Origin of the sequence: Microbacterium sp. Ru50 (genome assembly GCF_002920555.1) — a bacterium.
GTDB classification, from domain to species: Bacteria; Actinomycetota; Actinomycetes; order Actinomycetales; family Microbacteriaceae; genus Microbacterium; species Microbacterium arborescens.
On record NZ_PQSV01000001.1, the window covers coordinates 1576261 to 1590033 of the forward strand.

At 71.8% G+C, this 13773-nt stretch carries 13 protein-coding genes and 1 riboswitch; of the genes, 4 read left to right on the forward strand and 9 right to left on the reverse strand.

Annotated features, from left to right (window positions below; genetic code table 11):
* Positions 1-12 precede the first annotated feature (12 nt).
* Genes C3481_RS07405 through C3481_RS07415 form a run of 3 tightly spaced genes read right to left on the reverse strand, consistent with a single transcriptional unit; the run spans position 13 to position 2419 of the window.
* Positions 13-855 (reverse strand): NAD(P)-dependent oxidoreductase, encoded by an 843-nt coding sequence (locus C3481_RS07405; protein ID WP_023952712.1) that lies wholly within the window; start codon positions 853-855, stop codon positions 13-15.
* A complete protein-coding gene (locus tag C3481_RS07410; protein WP_103841439.1) occupies positions 852-1661 on the reverse strand; it encodes an enoyl-CoA hydratase/isomerase family protein in 810 nt (269 codons plus the stop codon). Before C3481_RS07410 ends, C3481_RS07405 begins: the two co-directional genes overlap by 4 nt.
* On the reverse strand, positions 1658-2419 hold the full coding sequence (locus tag C3481_RS07415; protein WP_103841441.1) for an SDR family NAD(P)-dependent oxidoreductase: 762 nt from the start codon (positions 2417-2419) through the stop codon (positions 1658-1660). Before C3481_RS07415 ends, C3481_RS07410 begins: the two co-directional genes overlap by 4 nt.
* A gap of 383 nt (positions 2420-2802) precedes the next feature.
* Between C3481_RS07415 and C3481_RS07420 the strand changes: the two genes are divergently transcribed.
* Positions 2803-3540 carry an aminoglycoside 3'-phosphotransferase gene (locus C3481_RS07420; RefSeq protein ID WP_258039049.1) on the forward strand — a complete coding sequence of 246 codons (738 nt, stop codon included), beginning with the start codon at positions 2803-2805 and terminating at the stop codon, positions 3538-3540.
* A complete protein-coding gene (locus C3481_RS07425) occupies positions 3525-4034 on the forward strand; it encodes a GNAT family N-acetyltransferase (RefSeq protein ID WP_023952719.1) in 510 nt (169 codons plus the stop codon). The genes C3481_RS07420 and C3481_RS07425 overlap by 16 nt, the downstream gene beginning before the upstream one ends.
* An 8-nt stretch (positions 4035-4042) precedes the next feature.
* Here C3481_RS07425 and glpK read toward each other — a convergent pair whose 3' ends face one another.
* From glpK to C3481_RS07440, 3 genes are all read right to left on the reverse strand, one after another.
* Positions 4043-5557, reverse strand: a complete 1515-nt coding sequence (gene glpK / locus C3481_RS07430) for a glycerol kinase GlpK (RefSeq protein ID WP_023952720.1) — start codon at positions 5555-5557, stop codon at positions 4043-4045.
* Between the two features lie 46 nt (positions 5558-5603).
* Positions 5604-6356, reverse strand: coding sequence for an MIP/aquaporin family protein (locus tag C3481_RS07435; protein ID WP_103841445.1), 753 nt, complete (start codon positions 6354-6356; stop codon positions 5604-5606).
* A 104-nt stretch (positions 6357-6460) separates the two neighbouring features.
* Positions 6461-8179 carry a glycerol-3-phosphate dehydrogenase/oxidase gene (locus C3481_RS07440; RefSeq protein WP_064956334.1) on the reverse strand — a complete coding sequence of 573 codons (1719 nt, stop codon included), beginning with the start codon at positions 8177-8179 and terminating at the stop codon, positions 6461-6463.
* 121 nt (positions 8180-8300) lie between these two features.
* On the opposite strand from C3481_RS07440, the gene C3481_RS07445 reads away from it, so the two are divergent.
* On the forward strand, positions 8301-9281 hold the full coding sequence (locus tag C3481_RS07445; protein WP_023952723.1) for a sugar-binding transcriptional regulator: 981 nt from the start codon (positions 8301-8303) through the stop codon (positions 9279-9281).
* A 22-nt stretch (positions 9282-9303) separates the two neighbouring features.
* Here C3481_RS07445 and C3481_RS07450 read toward each other — a convergent pair whose 3' ends face one another.
* From C3481_RS07450 to C3481_RS07460, 3 genes are all read right to left on the reverse strand, one after another.
* Entirely contained in the window at positions 9304-10092 is a 789-nt protein-coding gene (locus tag C3481_RS07450) for an energy-coupling factor transporter transmembrane protein EcfT (protein ID WP_064956335.1), read from the reverse strand.
* Positions 10089-11621 (reverse strand): ABC transporter ATP-binding protein, encoded by a 1533-nt coding sequence (locus C3481_RS07455; RefSeq protein WP_083990624.1) that lies wholly within the window; start codon positions 11619-11621, stop codon positions 10089-10091. Before C3481_RS07455 ends, C3481_RS07450 begins: the two co-directional genes overlap by 4 nt.
* Before the next feature lie 2 nt (positions 11622-11623).
* Positions 11624-12259: an ECF transporter S component gene (locus tag C3481_RS07460; protein WP_023952729.1), complete on the reverse strand. Its 636-nt coding sequence runs from the start codon at positions 12257-12259 to the stop codon at positions 11624-11626.
* A riboswitch (TPP riboswitch) is annotated at positions 12252-12361 on the reverse strand. Its footprint overlaps the gene before it by 8 nt.
* Positions 12362-12398: 37 nt before the next feature.
* On the opposite strand from C3481_RS07460, the gene C3481_RS07465 reads away from it, so the two are divergent.
* Positions 12399-13751 (forward strand): D-alanyl-D-alanine carboxypeptidase, encoded by a 1353-nt coding sequence (locus C3481_RS07465; protein WP_181021889.1) that lies wholly within the window; start codon positions 12399-12401, stop codon positions 13749-13751.
* Positions 13752-13773 lie beyond the last annotated feature (22 nt).

Sequence of the window (13773 nt, forward strand, 5' to 3'; positions counted from 1 at the left end):
GTCGGAGCGGTCTCAGTCGAGGAACACGTCGGGGAACAGCTCGCTGTCCGGCGTGCCGGGAACCGCCGCATAGCCCGAGAAATCGGTCACGCCCGACGCCTCGAGCACATCCTCGACGATGAGCGTCCGGCCCGTGTACTCGCGCGCGGGCCGGACGAGCACCTCGTAGGCGGCATCCGCGTAGATCTCCGGCGTGCGGCTCGCGGCCATCATCCGGTCACCGCCGAGAGAGTACTGCACCGCCGCCGTCGCGATCGTCGTCCGGGGCCAGAGCGTGTTCGCGGCGATCCCGTCGCCGGCGAACTCCGCCGCGATGCCGAGGGTCGCCATCGTCATGCCGTACTTCGCGAGCGTGTAGCCGGTGTGCGCGCCGAGCCACTTCGGCGAGAGGTTGAGCGGGGGCGACAGCGACAGGATGTGCGGATTCGCGGCGTCGCGCAGCACGGGGATCGCGGCCCGCGACAGCAGGAACGTCCCGCGCACGTTGACAGCATGCATCAGATCGAAGCGCTTCGTGCCGAGCTCCAGGGTGCCCGAGAGGTCGATGGCCGAGGCGTTGTTCACCACGATGTCGATGCCGCCGAACTCGCCCTGCGTCTTCAGCACGGCCTCAGTGATGGAGTCCTCGTCGCGCACGTCGCCGACGATCGGCAGCGCCTGACCCCCCGCCGCGACGATCTCGGCCGCGGCGGTGTGCACCGTGCCCTCGAGCTTCGGATGCGGCTGGTCCGTCTTGGCGAGCAGCGCGATGTTCGCGCCGTCGCGCGCGGCTCGGAGCGCGATGGCCAAGCCGATGCCGCGGCTTCCGCCCGACATCAGCAGCGTCTTGCCCGCCAAGGGCTTCGCGTCGGTCATCGGTTCTCCTCGGTTCGGGTGCGGCGAGCGGATGCGGCGGCGAACGCGTCGATGCGAACGCGCGCCTCGGGGGTGTCGAAGCGCGTTCCGATCGTCCGCGCCTCGTCGTCGAGGTTCTCGGCGAGAGTGCGCCCGGCGCCTTCTCGGACGAGGCGCTTGGCCTGCCCGAACGCAGTCGTCGCGCCGTCCAGCCAGGCTGCGGCGAGCGCCTGGGCGCGAGCTGCCGGATCATCGACGACCTCGGCGATGAGCCCCCAGTCGAGCGCGGTCGCGGCGTCGAGCGCCGTGTCGTGGAGCAGCAGCTGCAAGGCCCGCCGCTGGCCGATCGCGGCCGGGAGCAGGGTCGACACGCCGAGGTCGGGAGTGAGCCCGATGTTCGCGTACTTGCTGACGAAGACCGCCGACGGCGATGCGACGATGTAGTCGGCGACCAGCATGATGCCGAGCCCTCCCCCGGCGACCGCACCCTGCACGGCGGCGACGATCGGCACCGCCGCAGTGGTCAGCGACGTGATGCCGTCGTGGATGACGCGGGCCGTCTCGGTGACCGCCGCGCCGCCCATCCCGGAGGTCGACATCGACACGACGTCGCCGCCGGCGCAGAAGGCGCGGCCCGCCGCATCGAGGATGACGGCCCCGATCGACGCGTCGGCCGCGACCTCGGCGGCGACCTCGCACCAGCGGACGGCCATCTCGGCGTCGACCGCGTTGAGGGAGGCCGGACGGTTCAGGGTGATGCGCGCGAGCGCGCCCTCGCGCCGCAGCAGGACGGTGTCGGATGCGGTGTCGGATGCAGTGTCGGTCATCGTGGTGCCATTCTGATCGCGCCGTCGAGACGGATCGTCTCGCCGTTGAGGTAGTCGTTGTCGACGATGTGGGCGGCGAGCGCGGCGAACTCCTCGGGCGCTCCCAGCCGCTGCGGGTACGGCACCTGCTCGCCGAGCGAGCGCTGCGCGGCATCCGGCAGCCCGGCCATCATGGGGGTCTGCATGATCCCGGGGGCGATGGTGCAGACGCGGATGCCGTAGCGCGCGAGCTCCCGGGCGATCGGCAGGGTCATCGCGTGCACCGCCCCCTTCGACGCGGCGTAGGCCGGCTGCCCGATCTGGCCCTCGAAGGCGGCGACGGAGGCCGTGTTGACGATGACGCCGCGGGCGCCGGTCTCGGTCGGCTGGGTCCGGGCGATCGCCGCCGAAGCCTGGGCCACGACGTTGTAGGTGCCGACGAGGTTGATGCGGATGACGCGCTCGAAGTCCGGCAGCGGCGTGGGGTGCCCTTCTCGGTCGAGCACCTTGGCGGGCGGCGCGATCCCGGCGCAGTTGACGACGACCCGCAGAGGCGCGGTGTCGCCGGCTGTCTCGACGGCCGCGGCGACCTCGCCCGGATCGGTGACGTCGGCCGGCGCGAACCGGCCGCCGATCTCGGCTGCGACCTCGGGCCCGGATGACCCCGGGAGGTCGACGATCGTGACGTGGGCGCCGGCGGCGGCGAGGCGCCGCGCCGTGGCCGCACCCAGGCCGCTGGCGCCGCCCGTGATGAGGGCGGAGACTCCCGCGATCTGCATGTGTTCTCCTTCGAACTCGCCCCTCCACCCTAGAACGTCGACAGGCTGAGCCGCTGTCTTGCCGCCGGGCGGCGCCCAGACCAGCCCCCCAGCCTGCGGACGGCACCGACGCCCGGCCGCACGCCAGCTGATGCACTGTGCACGGGCGCGACGGGAGCGGGCGCGGGTAAGGACGGGCGCGGGTAAGGACGGGCGCTGTCGGAGCGCGTGCCGCGAGCAGGCTGGGCGGCTACGCCACCGCCGCGCCACGGCTATATAGGCCGGTCAGCCTGCGCACGGCACCGGGATCCGGTCCTGCAGCGGATCTCGGGGGCGGGATGCAGGGAGGCGGGGGTGAGGCCGGAGCGGGTGAGACATTGGGGTGGGGCAGGCATGATGAGGCTGTGACACTGCTGCCGCCGGATGCCCCCATCCCGCCGGACTTCTCGGCTCGGCTGCGACGGCTCGCGGGCGGTGCGGGCGCGACGCCGCTGTGGCGCAACACCATCGGGGGTGTGACATTCCGCACCGACGACGGCCGCGTCGTCAAGATCGGTCCGCGGAACCTCGAGACGTCCATGCGCGCCGAGTCGGAGCGCCTGCGATGGGCCGCGCGGTACACGCCGGTTCCCGAGGTGATCGAGACCGGTGAGGATGGCGACGCCGAGTGGCTCGTGACCCGCGCACTGCCCGGCCGGTCGGCTGTCGATCCCCGCTGGGTCGAGGAGCCCGCCACCGCCGTGCGCGCGGTCGGCGAGGGACTGCGCGCCCTCCACGACGCCCTGCCGGTCGCCGGCTGCCCGTTCGACTGGGGTGTCGAGCATCGGCTGCGCACCGCAGCGGCCCGCGGCCTCGACGTACCGGCATCCCTCCACGCGGCGCCCGAGCCCGATCTTCTCGTCGTCTGCCACGGCGACGCCTGCTGCCCGAACACCCTCGTCGACGACGACGGGCGGTGGCTCGCGCACGTCGACCTGGGGGCCCTCGGCGTCGCCGACCGGTGGGCCGACATCGCCGTCGCGGCGATGAGCACCGAGTGGAACTACGGCCCCGGCTGGGAGGACGCGCTCAGCGCCGCCTACGGCGTCACCCCCGACCCCGAGCGCCTGGCCTACTATCGGTCGCTGTGGAACGAGACCTGACCTGGCGCATCGTCGACGTCGCCTACGACGATCCCCGCGCCCGTGACCTGCGCCGACAGCTCGACGACGACCTCGGCGCCCGGTACGACGGCTTCCACGGCGACGAGCCAGACGAGCGCCGCCGCGCCCGCGCCCGCGCGCTCGCGACGCACCCTGACGAGATCGTCACGACGCTGATCGCCCTCGTCGCCGAAGCCGGCGCGGACGAGGCCCCCGCGGGGCACGTCATCCTGCGCCGGCTCGGCGACGAATGGGAGATCAAGCGGCTCATCGTGGCACCCGCGTTCCGCGGGCTCGGCATCGCGCGCGCCCTCATGTCGGCCGCGCTCGATGCCGCCCGAGCAGACGGTGCGGAACGCGTGATCCTCCAGACCGGGCTCCAGCAGCCCGAGTCCCTCGCGCTCTACTCCTCGATGGGCTTCAGCCGCATCCCGGTCTACGAGCCCTATGCCGAGACGATGCCTCGCTCGGTCTGCTTCGCGCTCGCGCTCTGACCGCGGCCTCAGCGGACGTCGTCGTCGACCCAGTCCATCGACTTCGTCACGGCCTTCTTCCACAGCCGCAGCTGGCGTTCGCGCTCCGGGGCGTCGTCGTTCGGCGTCCAGCGCTTGTCCTCCTGCCAGTTGGCCCGCAGCTCGTCGAGGTCGTTCCAGAACCCGACGGCGAGACCCGCGGCGTAGGCGGCACCGAGCGCGGTGGTCTCGGCGACGACCGGTCGCACGACGGGAACGCCCAGGATGTCAGCCTGGAACTGCATCAGCGTGTCGTTGGCGATCATGCCGCCGTCGACCTTCAGCTCGGCCAGGTCGACGCCGGAGTCGGCGTTGACGGCATCCAGGACCTCACGCGTCTGGAAGGCCGTCGCCTCGAGCGCCGCCCGCGAGAGGTGCCCGCGGTTCGCGTAGCGCGTGAGCCCCACGATCGCGCCGCGGGCATCGGGCCGCCAGTACGGGGCGTACAGGCCCGAGAACGCGGGCACGAAGTAGACGCCGCCGTTGTCCTCGACCGACAGCGCGAGCTTCTCGACCTCGGGCGCCGTGGCGATGATTCCGAGCTGATCGCGCAGCCACTGGATGAGCGACCCCGTGACGGCGATCGATCCTTCGAGCGCGTAGTGGGTGGGGCCGTCGCCGAGCTTGTAGCCGATCGTCGTGAGCAGACCGTTCTCGGACCGCACGATCTCGGTTCCGGTCTGGAAGATCAGGAAGTTGCCGGTGCCGTAGGTGTTCTTGCTCTCGCCGGCATCGAAGGCCGCCTGCCCGAAGGTCGCAGCCTGCTGGTCGCCGAGGATGCCGGCCACCGGCGTCTCGCGCAGCAGCGACGTGTCGCGAGCCTCGCCGTAGACCTCGCTGGAGGAGCGGATCTCGGGCATCATCGAGCGCGGCACCCCGAAGTCGGCCAGGATGTCGTCGCGCCATTCGAGGGTCTCGAGGTCCATGAAGAGCGTGCGCGACGCGTTCGTGACGTCGGTCGCGTGGATGCCGCCCGAGGGGCCACCGGTGAGGTTCCACAGCACCCAGGTGTCGGTCGTGCCGAAGATGAGATCGCCGGCCTCGGCCTTCTCGCGCGCACCCTCGACGTTCTCGAGGATCCAGACGATCTTGGTGCCCGAGAAGTAGGTCGCCAGCGGCAGACCCACGATGTCCTTGTACCGCTCGACACCCTTGTCACCGGCGAGCCGGTTGACGATCGGCTGCGTACGCGTGTCCTGCCAGACGATGGCGTTGTAGACGGGGATGCCGGTGTTCTTGTCCCAGACGACGGCGGTCTCGCGCTGGTTGGTGATGCCGATCGCGGCGATGTCGTGGCGGGTGAGGTTGGCGCGACCGAGCGCGATGCCGATGACCTCGCGCATGTTGTCGCGGATCTCGATCGGGTCGTGCTCGACCCAGCCCGCCCGCGGCATGATCTGCTCATGCTCCTTCTGCCCGACGGAGATGATCGAGCCCTTCTTGTCGAAGATGATCGCGCGGCTCGAGGTCGTGCCCTGGTCGAGGGCGATGATGTAGTCGGTCATGATGTGACGTCCTTGTCTGTTCGCGTTGTCGGTTCGGTGGAGAGGGTCAGGCGAGGCCGAGCAGGGCGCCGGCAGCGAGTGCCGCGAGCGTACCGCCGATGAGGGGTCCGACGACGGGAACCCACGCGTACGACCAGTCGCTCGATCCCTTGCCCTTGATCGGGAGCACGGCGTGCGCGATGCGCGGGCCGAGGTCGCGGGCGGGGTTGATCGCGTACCCGGTGGGACCGCCGAGCGACGCGCCGATGCCGACCACGAGGAGGGCGACCGGCACCGCGGTGAGGGGCCCGAGCGAGCCCGGCGTGCCGATCTCGATGTCGCCGTAGTCGGCGAACCCGAAGATGACGAACACGAGCACGAAGGTCGCGATGATCTCGGTGGCGAGGTTCCAGCCGTAGGCGCGGATGCCGGGGCCGGTCGAGAAGACGCCGAGCTTGTTGGCCGGGTCGGGCTCGGCGTCGAAGTGGTCGTGGTAGGCCAGCCAGCAGAGCACGGCGCCGAGGAAGGCGCCGACGAACTGGGCGGCGATCGCGACGAGGAACTGGACGAACTCGATCTTCCCGCCCACCAGAAGCCCGATCGAGACCGCCGGGTTCAGCTGAGCGCCCGAGTACGACGACACGAGCACACCGGCGAACACCGCCAGGCCCCAGCCCCAGTTGATCATGAGCGTCCCGCCGCCGAGACCCTTCGACTTGGCGAGGATGACGTTGGCGACCACGCCACCGCCGAGCAGGAGCAGCATCGCCGTTCCCACGAGCTCCGACACGAAGTAGAGCCCGAGATTGATGTCGTGCATGTCAGCGTCGACCTTTCTGCAGAATCATCGCGCGGCGGCGTCGCCGTGCGAGAGGGCGGCCCGAGGGTGATCCGGCGTCGGGCCTCGCCGGGTCTGTGAGCGCGTCAGGCGGGGAGAGGCGCGAGGCGCGACGTGCGGACGTCGATGCGGTGGGCCTCTTCGAGTGCCTGCGCGGCCTCCTCGACCTGAGCGCGGACGGTCTCCGCGTCCCAGCCGAGCACCGGAGCGGCCGCTTCGGCGACCTCGGTGAGGGTCTCCATCGAGACACCGCCGACGAAGGCGATCGAGGTGCGGCGCAGCAGCAGGTCCATGAGCGTGACCACCTCTTCGCGCTCGGCGAGGAAGGCGATCTCCTCGACGGAGTAGCCGGGCGCGTGCCCGAGCTCCTGCTGAGCGACCGGGAGCGCGGCGAGCACCTCCTGCGCGTAGGTGCCGTAGCGCTCGAGCATGCGATCGGCGAACTCGGCGGAGTGCGCACCGCGGTGGGCCTCGATCCAGCGCCGACGCTGAGCGACGCTGCGGGGGTAGCCGGCACCGCCGCCGATCGCGAGGTCGGTGGTCGCGACGCGGCGCGGGCGCCGCATCAGCTCGAGGACGTCGGTGGCGAGGTGCTCGGCGAGAGCGCGGAAGGTCGTCCACTTCCCGCCGACGAGGCTGAGGACGGGCACGTCGCCGAGACGGTCCTTCTCGATGCGGTAGTCGCGGGAGACGAAGCCCGGAGCGAGGTCGTCGTGCCGCGGGAGGGGACGGATGCCCGAGAACGTGTAGACGATCTGCGAGCGGTCGACGGCGATGTCGGGGAAGACCTGGCCGATCAGATCGAAGAAGTAGTCGATCTCGTCGTCGGTGCAGACCGTGGGGCGGCTCGGGTCGGCGTCGATGTCGGTCGTCCCGACCATGACCCGGCCCTTGAGCGGGTAGATGAGGACGATACGGCCGTCCGCGGCCTCGAAGAAGATCTCGTTGCCGCCGGTCGCCTCGAGCAGCGAGGTGTTGTCGAGGACGATGTGCGACCCCTTCGTGCCGCCCATGAAACGGGTCGGGGTGCCGAGCGCGCTGTTGGTCAGATCGGTCCAGGGGCCGCTGGTGTTCACGACGACGTCGGCCGTGAACGGGAACTCCTCTCCCGTGACGTCGTCGCGGATGATCACCGACGACCCGTCGGCGCCCACGACCGGAGCGTAGTTCGCCGCGCGGGCGGAGTCCTCGCGTGCGCCGTCGCGCAGCACGTCGAGCGCGAGGCGCTCGGGATCGTGCATCGAGGCGTCGTAGTAGGTCGCGGTGTAGCGGAACCGCTCGTCGAGCTCGGGGAACTGCGTCCGCGAGCTGCGGCGGCCGCGGAACCGGTGACGAGGCACCGACCCGCCGTCGCGCGAGAAGGTGTCGTACATGATCAGACCGACCTTGATCAGCAGCGCCCCGCGCTCGCGCGGCTTGCCACGACCGTGCGTCACGAGCAGGCGGAACGGGGCGGCGAGGATGCCCGAGAAGGTGCGATGGATCGGGATCGTCGTCGGCAGCGGCTTGACGAAGTGGGGCGCGTTGCGCACGAGGCGGTTGCGCTCGGTCACCGACTCCTTCACGAGACGGAACTCGCCGTTCTCGAGGTAGCGCACACCGCCGTGGATCATGTGGCTCGACGCGGACGATGCGCCGCTGACGTAGTCGCCGCGTTCGACGAGTGCCACGTCGACCCCCTGGAGGGCGAGGTCGCGGAACGTCGCGATCCCGTTGATGCCTCCGCCGATGACGAGGACCTCGGCATGGGGGCGCTCGCGCAGGGCTCGGATGTTCGCGCGGGTGGTCGGCGTCGACTCGGTCATACTGCATCCTTTTCCACGGCTGTCCCGATCTACACTGGGGTCCACCGCACGAATGCGCAACGGTCATGCACGAACGTGCACCGGCGCTGCGGCGATGCACGAACGTGCAGGACGGATGACGATGAGCGCGGACGCCGAGGCCGAGGCACGCACACGGGACGCGCTGCGCGCGGCGCAGCTGTACTACGTGCAGGACCGCACGATGGATCAGATCGCGGCCGAGATGACGCTCTCGCGCTCCTCCGTGTCGCGCCTGCTCGCTCACGCGCGCGACATCGGACTCGTCGAGATCACGGTGCACTCGCCGCACGAGGCGAACTCCGTGGTCGCCCGGCGCCTGTCCGAGCGCTTCGGCATCTCGGTTCACGTCGTCAGCACACCCCCGCGCACGAACGACGCCGAACGACTCGAGCGCACGGCGCGCACGGCGGCCCACGTCCTGTCGTCGACCCTCGACCCCGACGCCAGCATCGGCATCGCGTGGGGAGCCACGGTGTCGGCGATCGCCCGCCATCTGCCGACCAAGCGGCTGCACGACTCGCAGATCGTGCAGATGAACGGTGCGGCCAACGAGTCGACGTCGGGGATCTCGTACTCGGGCGCGATCCTCGAGCGGTTCGGGCAGGCGTTCGGCACCGACGTGCAGCAGTTCCCGGTGCCCGCCTTGTTCGACGACCCGCTGACCAAGCAGCTGCTGTGGCGCGAACGGTCGATCCGGCGCGTCCTCGACGCGCAGTCGCGCGTTCAGGTGTTCGTCTTCGGGCTCGGCTCGCCTCACGCCGACGTCCCCTCCCATGTCTACGCCGGCGGCTACCTCACCGGTGAGGACCTGCGCTCGCTGCTGCGCGACGGCGTCGTCGGCGACTGCGCGACCGTGTTCTACCGCATCGACGGCTCGGCGACCGGCATCGAGCTCAACGCCCGCTCGAGCGGCCCGTCGCTCGAAGCGATCCGCCGCATCCCCCGTCGCCTGTGCGCGGTGTCGAGCCTGACCAAGCTCGACGCGCTGCGCGGCGCGCTCGCGGCGGGACTGATCACCGAGCTCGTCGTCGAGGAAGCGCTCGCCCGGCGGCTGGCGGAGACCACGGTCGGAGCGGCCTGAGGCCCGAACTCGGGACGCGACCTCAGGACGGGCCGAAGATCGGGTGGAAGGCTCCCACCGCGACCGACACCGCGACCGCCGTGGCCGAGATCACGAGCCCGCCCGCCATGACCGCGACATCGGATGCCGCCAGCCGCGACTCCCGTGCCCACGTTCGACGTCCGGGTGCGCCGAAAGCCCGCGCCTCCATCGCCGTCGCGAGGGCGGAGCCGCGCCGGATGGCCAGCACGAGCAGCGCGAACGCCATGCCCAAGGCGCGCCGCAGCCGCCCCGCGTCGGCAACACCGCGGGCCCGCCGCGCGAGCGCGAGCGCGCGCCAGTCCTCGGTCAGCAGACCGAGCATCCGCATCCCCGCGAGGCCCCCGATGACGAATCGGGCGGGAAGACGCAGGATCTGCGCCAGCCCGTCGGCGAGGTCGGTCGGGTCGACCGTGACGAACAGCACGACGGCCGGGAGACCGATCGCCAGGACGCGGAGCGCGGCTGCCAGTCCGAGCGCGAGAGACCCCTCGCTGACGTGGACGAACGCCCAGGAGAAGACCTCCGCTCCGCTGCGTTCCCCGTAGAGCGAGATGGTCACCGCGGCCGCCGGCGCGGCGATCCACAGCGGCAGCGTCCGCATCCAGAATCGGCGCCAGCCGACACCCGAGGCGAGCAGGAGCGGCAGCTCGAGGAGCAGGGCCACCCCGGCCGAGACCGGGTCGATCGTGATGACCAGCGGCAGCGCGATGAGCAGTGCGGCCAGCAGCTTCGCCACGGGGTTGAGCGTCGCGACGCCACGTCGGACAGGGGACGGTGCGATGGCCGTCATGCGCCGACTCCGGCGGGCGCGTCCAGAGCGAACCGGCGTGCCGAGAGGGCGTCGAGCACCGCGTCGTCGTGCGTGATCGCGATCACCCCGCGCGGGCCGCGATCGTCGACTCCGTCGCGGAGGGCGGCGATGATCGCGACCAGCTCCGACCACGTGCGCGCGTCCTGGCCGTAGGTCGGCTCGTCGAGGACCACGACCCGGGGACGCGCCGCCAGCATCGCGGCGACGGTCAGGCGGCGCTTCTCGCCGCCTGACAGCGTGTAGGGGTTCGCCGCGGCGAGCGGGGCGAGCCGGAGCCGCTCCAGCAGCTCGTCGACGCGCGCTGTCATCTCGGTTTCTTCGAGCCCGAGAGCGCGCGGCCCGACCTCGAGCTCGGCGCGGACCGACGAGCGCAGGATCTGGTGCTCCGGCTCCTGCAGCACGGTGCCGATCCTGGTCAGCAGCGCCGTCGAGGTCCATGCCGCGGGGTCGGCGCGGTCGGCGCGGTCGCGTCGCCGGGAACGGCGCAGGAGCGCCGCTCCCGCCGCCAGATCGTCGGCCGCGCGCACGGCGCCGCCCTGCCCGGGGAGCAGCCCCGCGAGCGTGAGGCCGAGGGTCGACTTGCCGGTGCCGTTGGGGCCCACGACGCCGAGCACCTCGCCGGCGCGCAGGTCGAGGTCGAGGGGGCCCGCGACCGGCACGTCCGTCGTGCGCCCGACGACGAGGCCGTCGGCCGACAGCAGCACGTCGCCGGGCGGAGAGGCCGGCCGCGGGGGGACGACCGGACGGATGCCGGGCACCCACACCCCCGAGGCCGCCAGCTCCGCGCCGCGTTCGGTCAGCACCGTCCGCGGGTCGCCGTCCGCGACGACGCCGCCGCCGGGTGCGAGGACGATGACCCGGTCGACGAGCGGGAGCCACGCGTCGATCCGATGCTCGATCACGACGAGGGTGGCTCCCGTGGCATCGAGCGCGCGGGCGACGGCGTCCCGCACATCGATCACACCCGCCGGATCGAGGTTCGCCGTGGGCTCGTCGAGCAGCACCGCGCCCGGCTGCATCGCGACGACGCCCGCGAGCGCGAGGCGCTGCTTCTGCCCTCCCGATAGCGCGGCGGTCGACCGGTCGAGCGGGACGTCGAGCCCCACGGCATCCAGAGCAGCGCGCACCCGGCGCCAGATCTCGTCGCGCGGCACGGCGAGGTTCTCGCATCCGAAGGCGACGTCGTCGCCCACCCGCGCGAGGATCGTCTGACTGTCGGGGTCTTGGAGGACCAGCCCCACCCGACCCCGGGCGTCCGCCGCCGGCTGACCGTCGACGAGGAGCCCACCCTCCTGTTCGCCCTCGTCCGCTCCCCCGAGCACACCGGCGAGACCCTGCAGCAGCGTCGACTTGCCCGATCCCGATGCTCCGAGCAGCAGCACCCGCTCGCCGGCCCCGATGCGGAACGTCGTCTCGCGCGCGGCCCACGCGCGACGTGTGGCGTAGCGCCACCCCCAGCCGCGGGCTTCGAGGGTCGCGGGTCGCGCCGCGCCGGCGTCTTCGCCCACCGTCAGACGCGGGCGGTGGCTTCGCGCCCGGCCGCGAACCTGCTCAGGGCTCCCGTCCGCGCCAGGGCACGCGTGATGAGCCACCCGCCGAGGCCGGCGATGACCGCGCCCGAGACCGTCGTCGAGGCGATGTAGACCGACGTGAACAGCGTGTCAGCACCGGGGTACCAGAGGACGCGGTCGTTGATGCCGCCGGCGAGGCCCGCCCCGGCGCCCGCGAGGAGCGCGACCGGAAGACGCCACGACGCGTAGAGGAAGACGAGGAAGATCAGTTCTGCGCCGAGTCCCTGCACGAGGCCGGAGACGATCGTGAGCGGACCCCACTGGTTGCCGACGAGCGCCGAGATCACCGCCGCGAGCAGCTCGGTGTACAGCGCCGCACCGGGTTTGCGGATGATGAGGCCGCCGAGCACTCCGGCGATGAGCCAGGGTCCCGCGAGCAGCCCCTGCAGGCCGGGGAGCAACGGCGTCAGCGCGGCGGACGGTCCCTGATAGGCGACGTTCCACAGCAGGAACACCGCGGCGCAGGCGACGCCGATGACGCTCGCGATGACGATGTCGACGACGCGCCAGCGGAAGCGGCCGGGCGTGCGCCCGGTACGACGATCGGACTCGGTGGTGGACGCAGCAGCGTGCATTCTCTCTCCTCCCTGCGCCGGCATGATCCGGATCAGGTTCGACGGTCGAAGCGTGGATCGCTTCCTCTCAGCCCGGCTCACCGGACTCCCGTGGTTGTCGATGAAGTATATCGGCGCACGCGCGTTGTACGTTGGGCGGGTGACCTCTCCCGCCCCGCGCGTCGCCCTCGCGTGGCTCGACGACGATGCCGTCGCCAGCGGGAACGACCGTCGTGACGCCGTCGCTTCAGCGGGACCGTACACGCTCGCGCACGCCGAGCTGCTCACCGAGCCCCCTCGACGCTCGGCCGCACCGGCCGTGCTCTCGACGCTGGGGGTCGCCGCGCTCACCGTGGGCGGATACACGGCGGCGACGCTGCTGTGGCCGCTCGACGCCGTCGCGCCCGACATCCTGCCGGCCGCCCTCTCGGCGCCCGCCGCGCCCCTCGCGCAGCCCGCGTGGCCGGCCGAGGGCGCCGGCGCCACGGCCGTCGGCGGCTTCGCAGCGGTGTCGGCATCATCCGGCGAGCCGGAGTCGATCGCGAGCATCACGAAACTCGTCACCGCCCTCGTCGTGCTCGATCGGATGCCGCTCGCCGACGGCGAGCAGGGCCCGGAATTCGCGTTCACCTCCGCCGACCGCCGGGAGTACCGCGCCTACCTCGCCGACGACCAGTCGGCGCTCGACGTTCCCGTCGACGGTGTCCTCACGCAGTACCAGCTGCTCCAGGGAGTGCTGATCGGGTCGGCGAACAACTACGCCGACCGGCTCGTGTCCGAGCTCTGGCCCGACGAGGACGCCTACGTCGAAGCGGCGAACGCCTGGTTGCAGGCGCATGGCCTGGGCGGCGTCACCGTCGTCGATTCGAGCGGTATCGACCCGGAGAACACGGCGGCACCGGCATCCGTGATCACCCTCGCCGAAACCGCGATGTCGAACCCCGTCATCTCGGGCATCGTCGGGCAGCGCTCCGCCGAGCTCCCGGGCGCCGGATTCGTGGAGAACACCAACGCTCTGCTCGCCGACCCCGCGGTCGTCGGAGTCAAGACGGGCAGCCTGTTCGGCTCGTACAACCTCGTCGCCGCGAAGGACACCGACGTCGACGGCGTCAACGTCCGCGTCTACGCGACCGCCCTCGATCAGCCCGACGACGAGACCCGCCACTCCGCGACGGCCGCGCTGCTCGATCGCACGATCAGCGAGATCGCGGCCTCACCGGCTCTCCCCGCGGGAACCGTCGCGGGAACCGCGACGACCGCGTGGGGCGCAACCTCCGAGATCGTCACCGAGTCCGACATCCGTGTCGCACTGTGGAACACGCAGTCGTCTCAGGCCGCCGCGAACGTCGAGCTCGGCGATTCGCGCGGCGCCGGCGACGAGGCCGGCGAGCTGACGCTCACCGGTCCGCTGGGCACGGCGACCACGGCCCTGCGCCTGACCACGGACATCCCCGACCCGGACGTCTGGTGGCGCCTCAGCCACCCGCTGCAGCTGTGGGGCCTCGCGGACTGACCTCGCGACGCGCGAGCACGCG

What these genes read in the sequence shown, in the direction of transcription:
- C3481_RS07445 (WP_023952723.1), top strand. Translation starts at nt 8,301, where the DNA reads ATGAGCGCGGACGCCGAGGCCGAGGCACGCACACGGGACGCGCTGCGC.
- C3481_RS07460 (WP_023952729.1), bottom strand. Translation starts at nt 12,259, where the DNA reads ATGCACGCTGCTGCGTCCACCACCGAGTCCGATCGTCGTACCGGGCGC.
- C3481_RS07410 (WP_103841439.1), bottom strand. Translation starts at nt 1,661, where the DNA reads ATGACCGACACTGCATCCGACACCGCATCCGACACCGTCCTGCTGCGG.
- C3481_RS07415 (WP_103841441.1), bottom strand. Translation starts at nt 2,419, where the DNA reads ATGCAGATCGCGGGAGTCTCCGCCCTCATCACGGGCGGCGCCAGCGGC.
- C3481_RS07440 (WP_064956334.1), bottom strand. Translation starts at nt 8,179, where the DNA reads ATGACCGAGTCGACGCCGACCACCCGCGCGAACATCCGAGCCCTGCGC.
- C3481_RS07435 (WP_103841445.1), bottom strand. Translation starts at nt 6,356, where the DNA reads ATGCACGACATCAATCTCGGGCTCTACTTCGTGTCGGAGCTCGTGGGA.
- C3481_RS07405 (WP_023952712.1), bottom strand. Translation starts at nt 855, where the DNA reads ATGACCGACGCGAAGCCCTTGGCGGGCAAGACGCTGCTGATGTCGGGC.
- C3481_RS07450 (WP_064956335.1), bottom strand. Translation starts at nt 10,092, where the DNA reads ATGACGGCCATCGCACCGTCCCCTGTCCGACGTGGCGTCGCGACGCTC.
- glpK (WP_023952720.1), bottom strand. Translation starts at nt 5,557, where the DNA reads ATGACCGACTACATCATCGCCCTCGACCAGGGCACGACCTCGAGCCGC.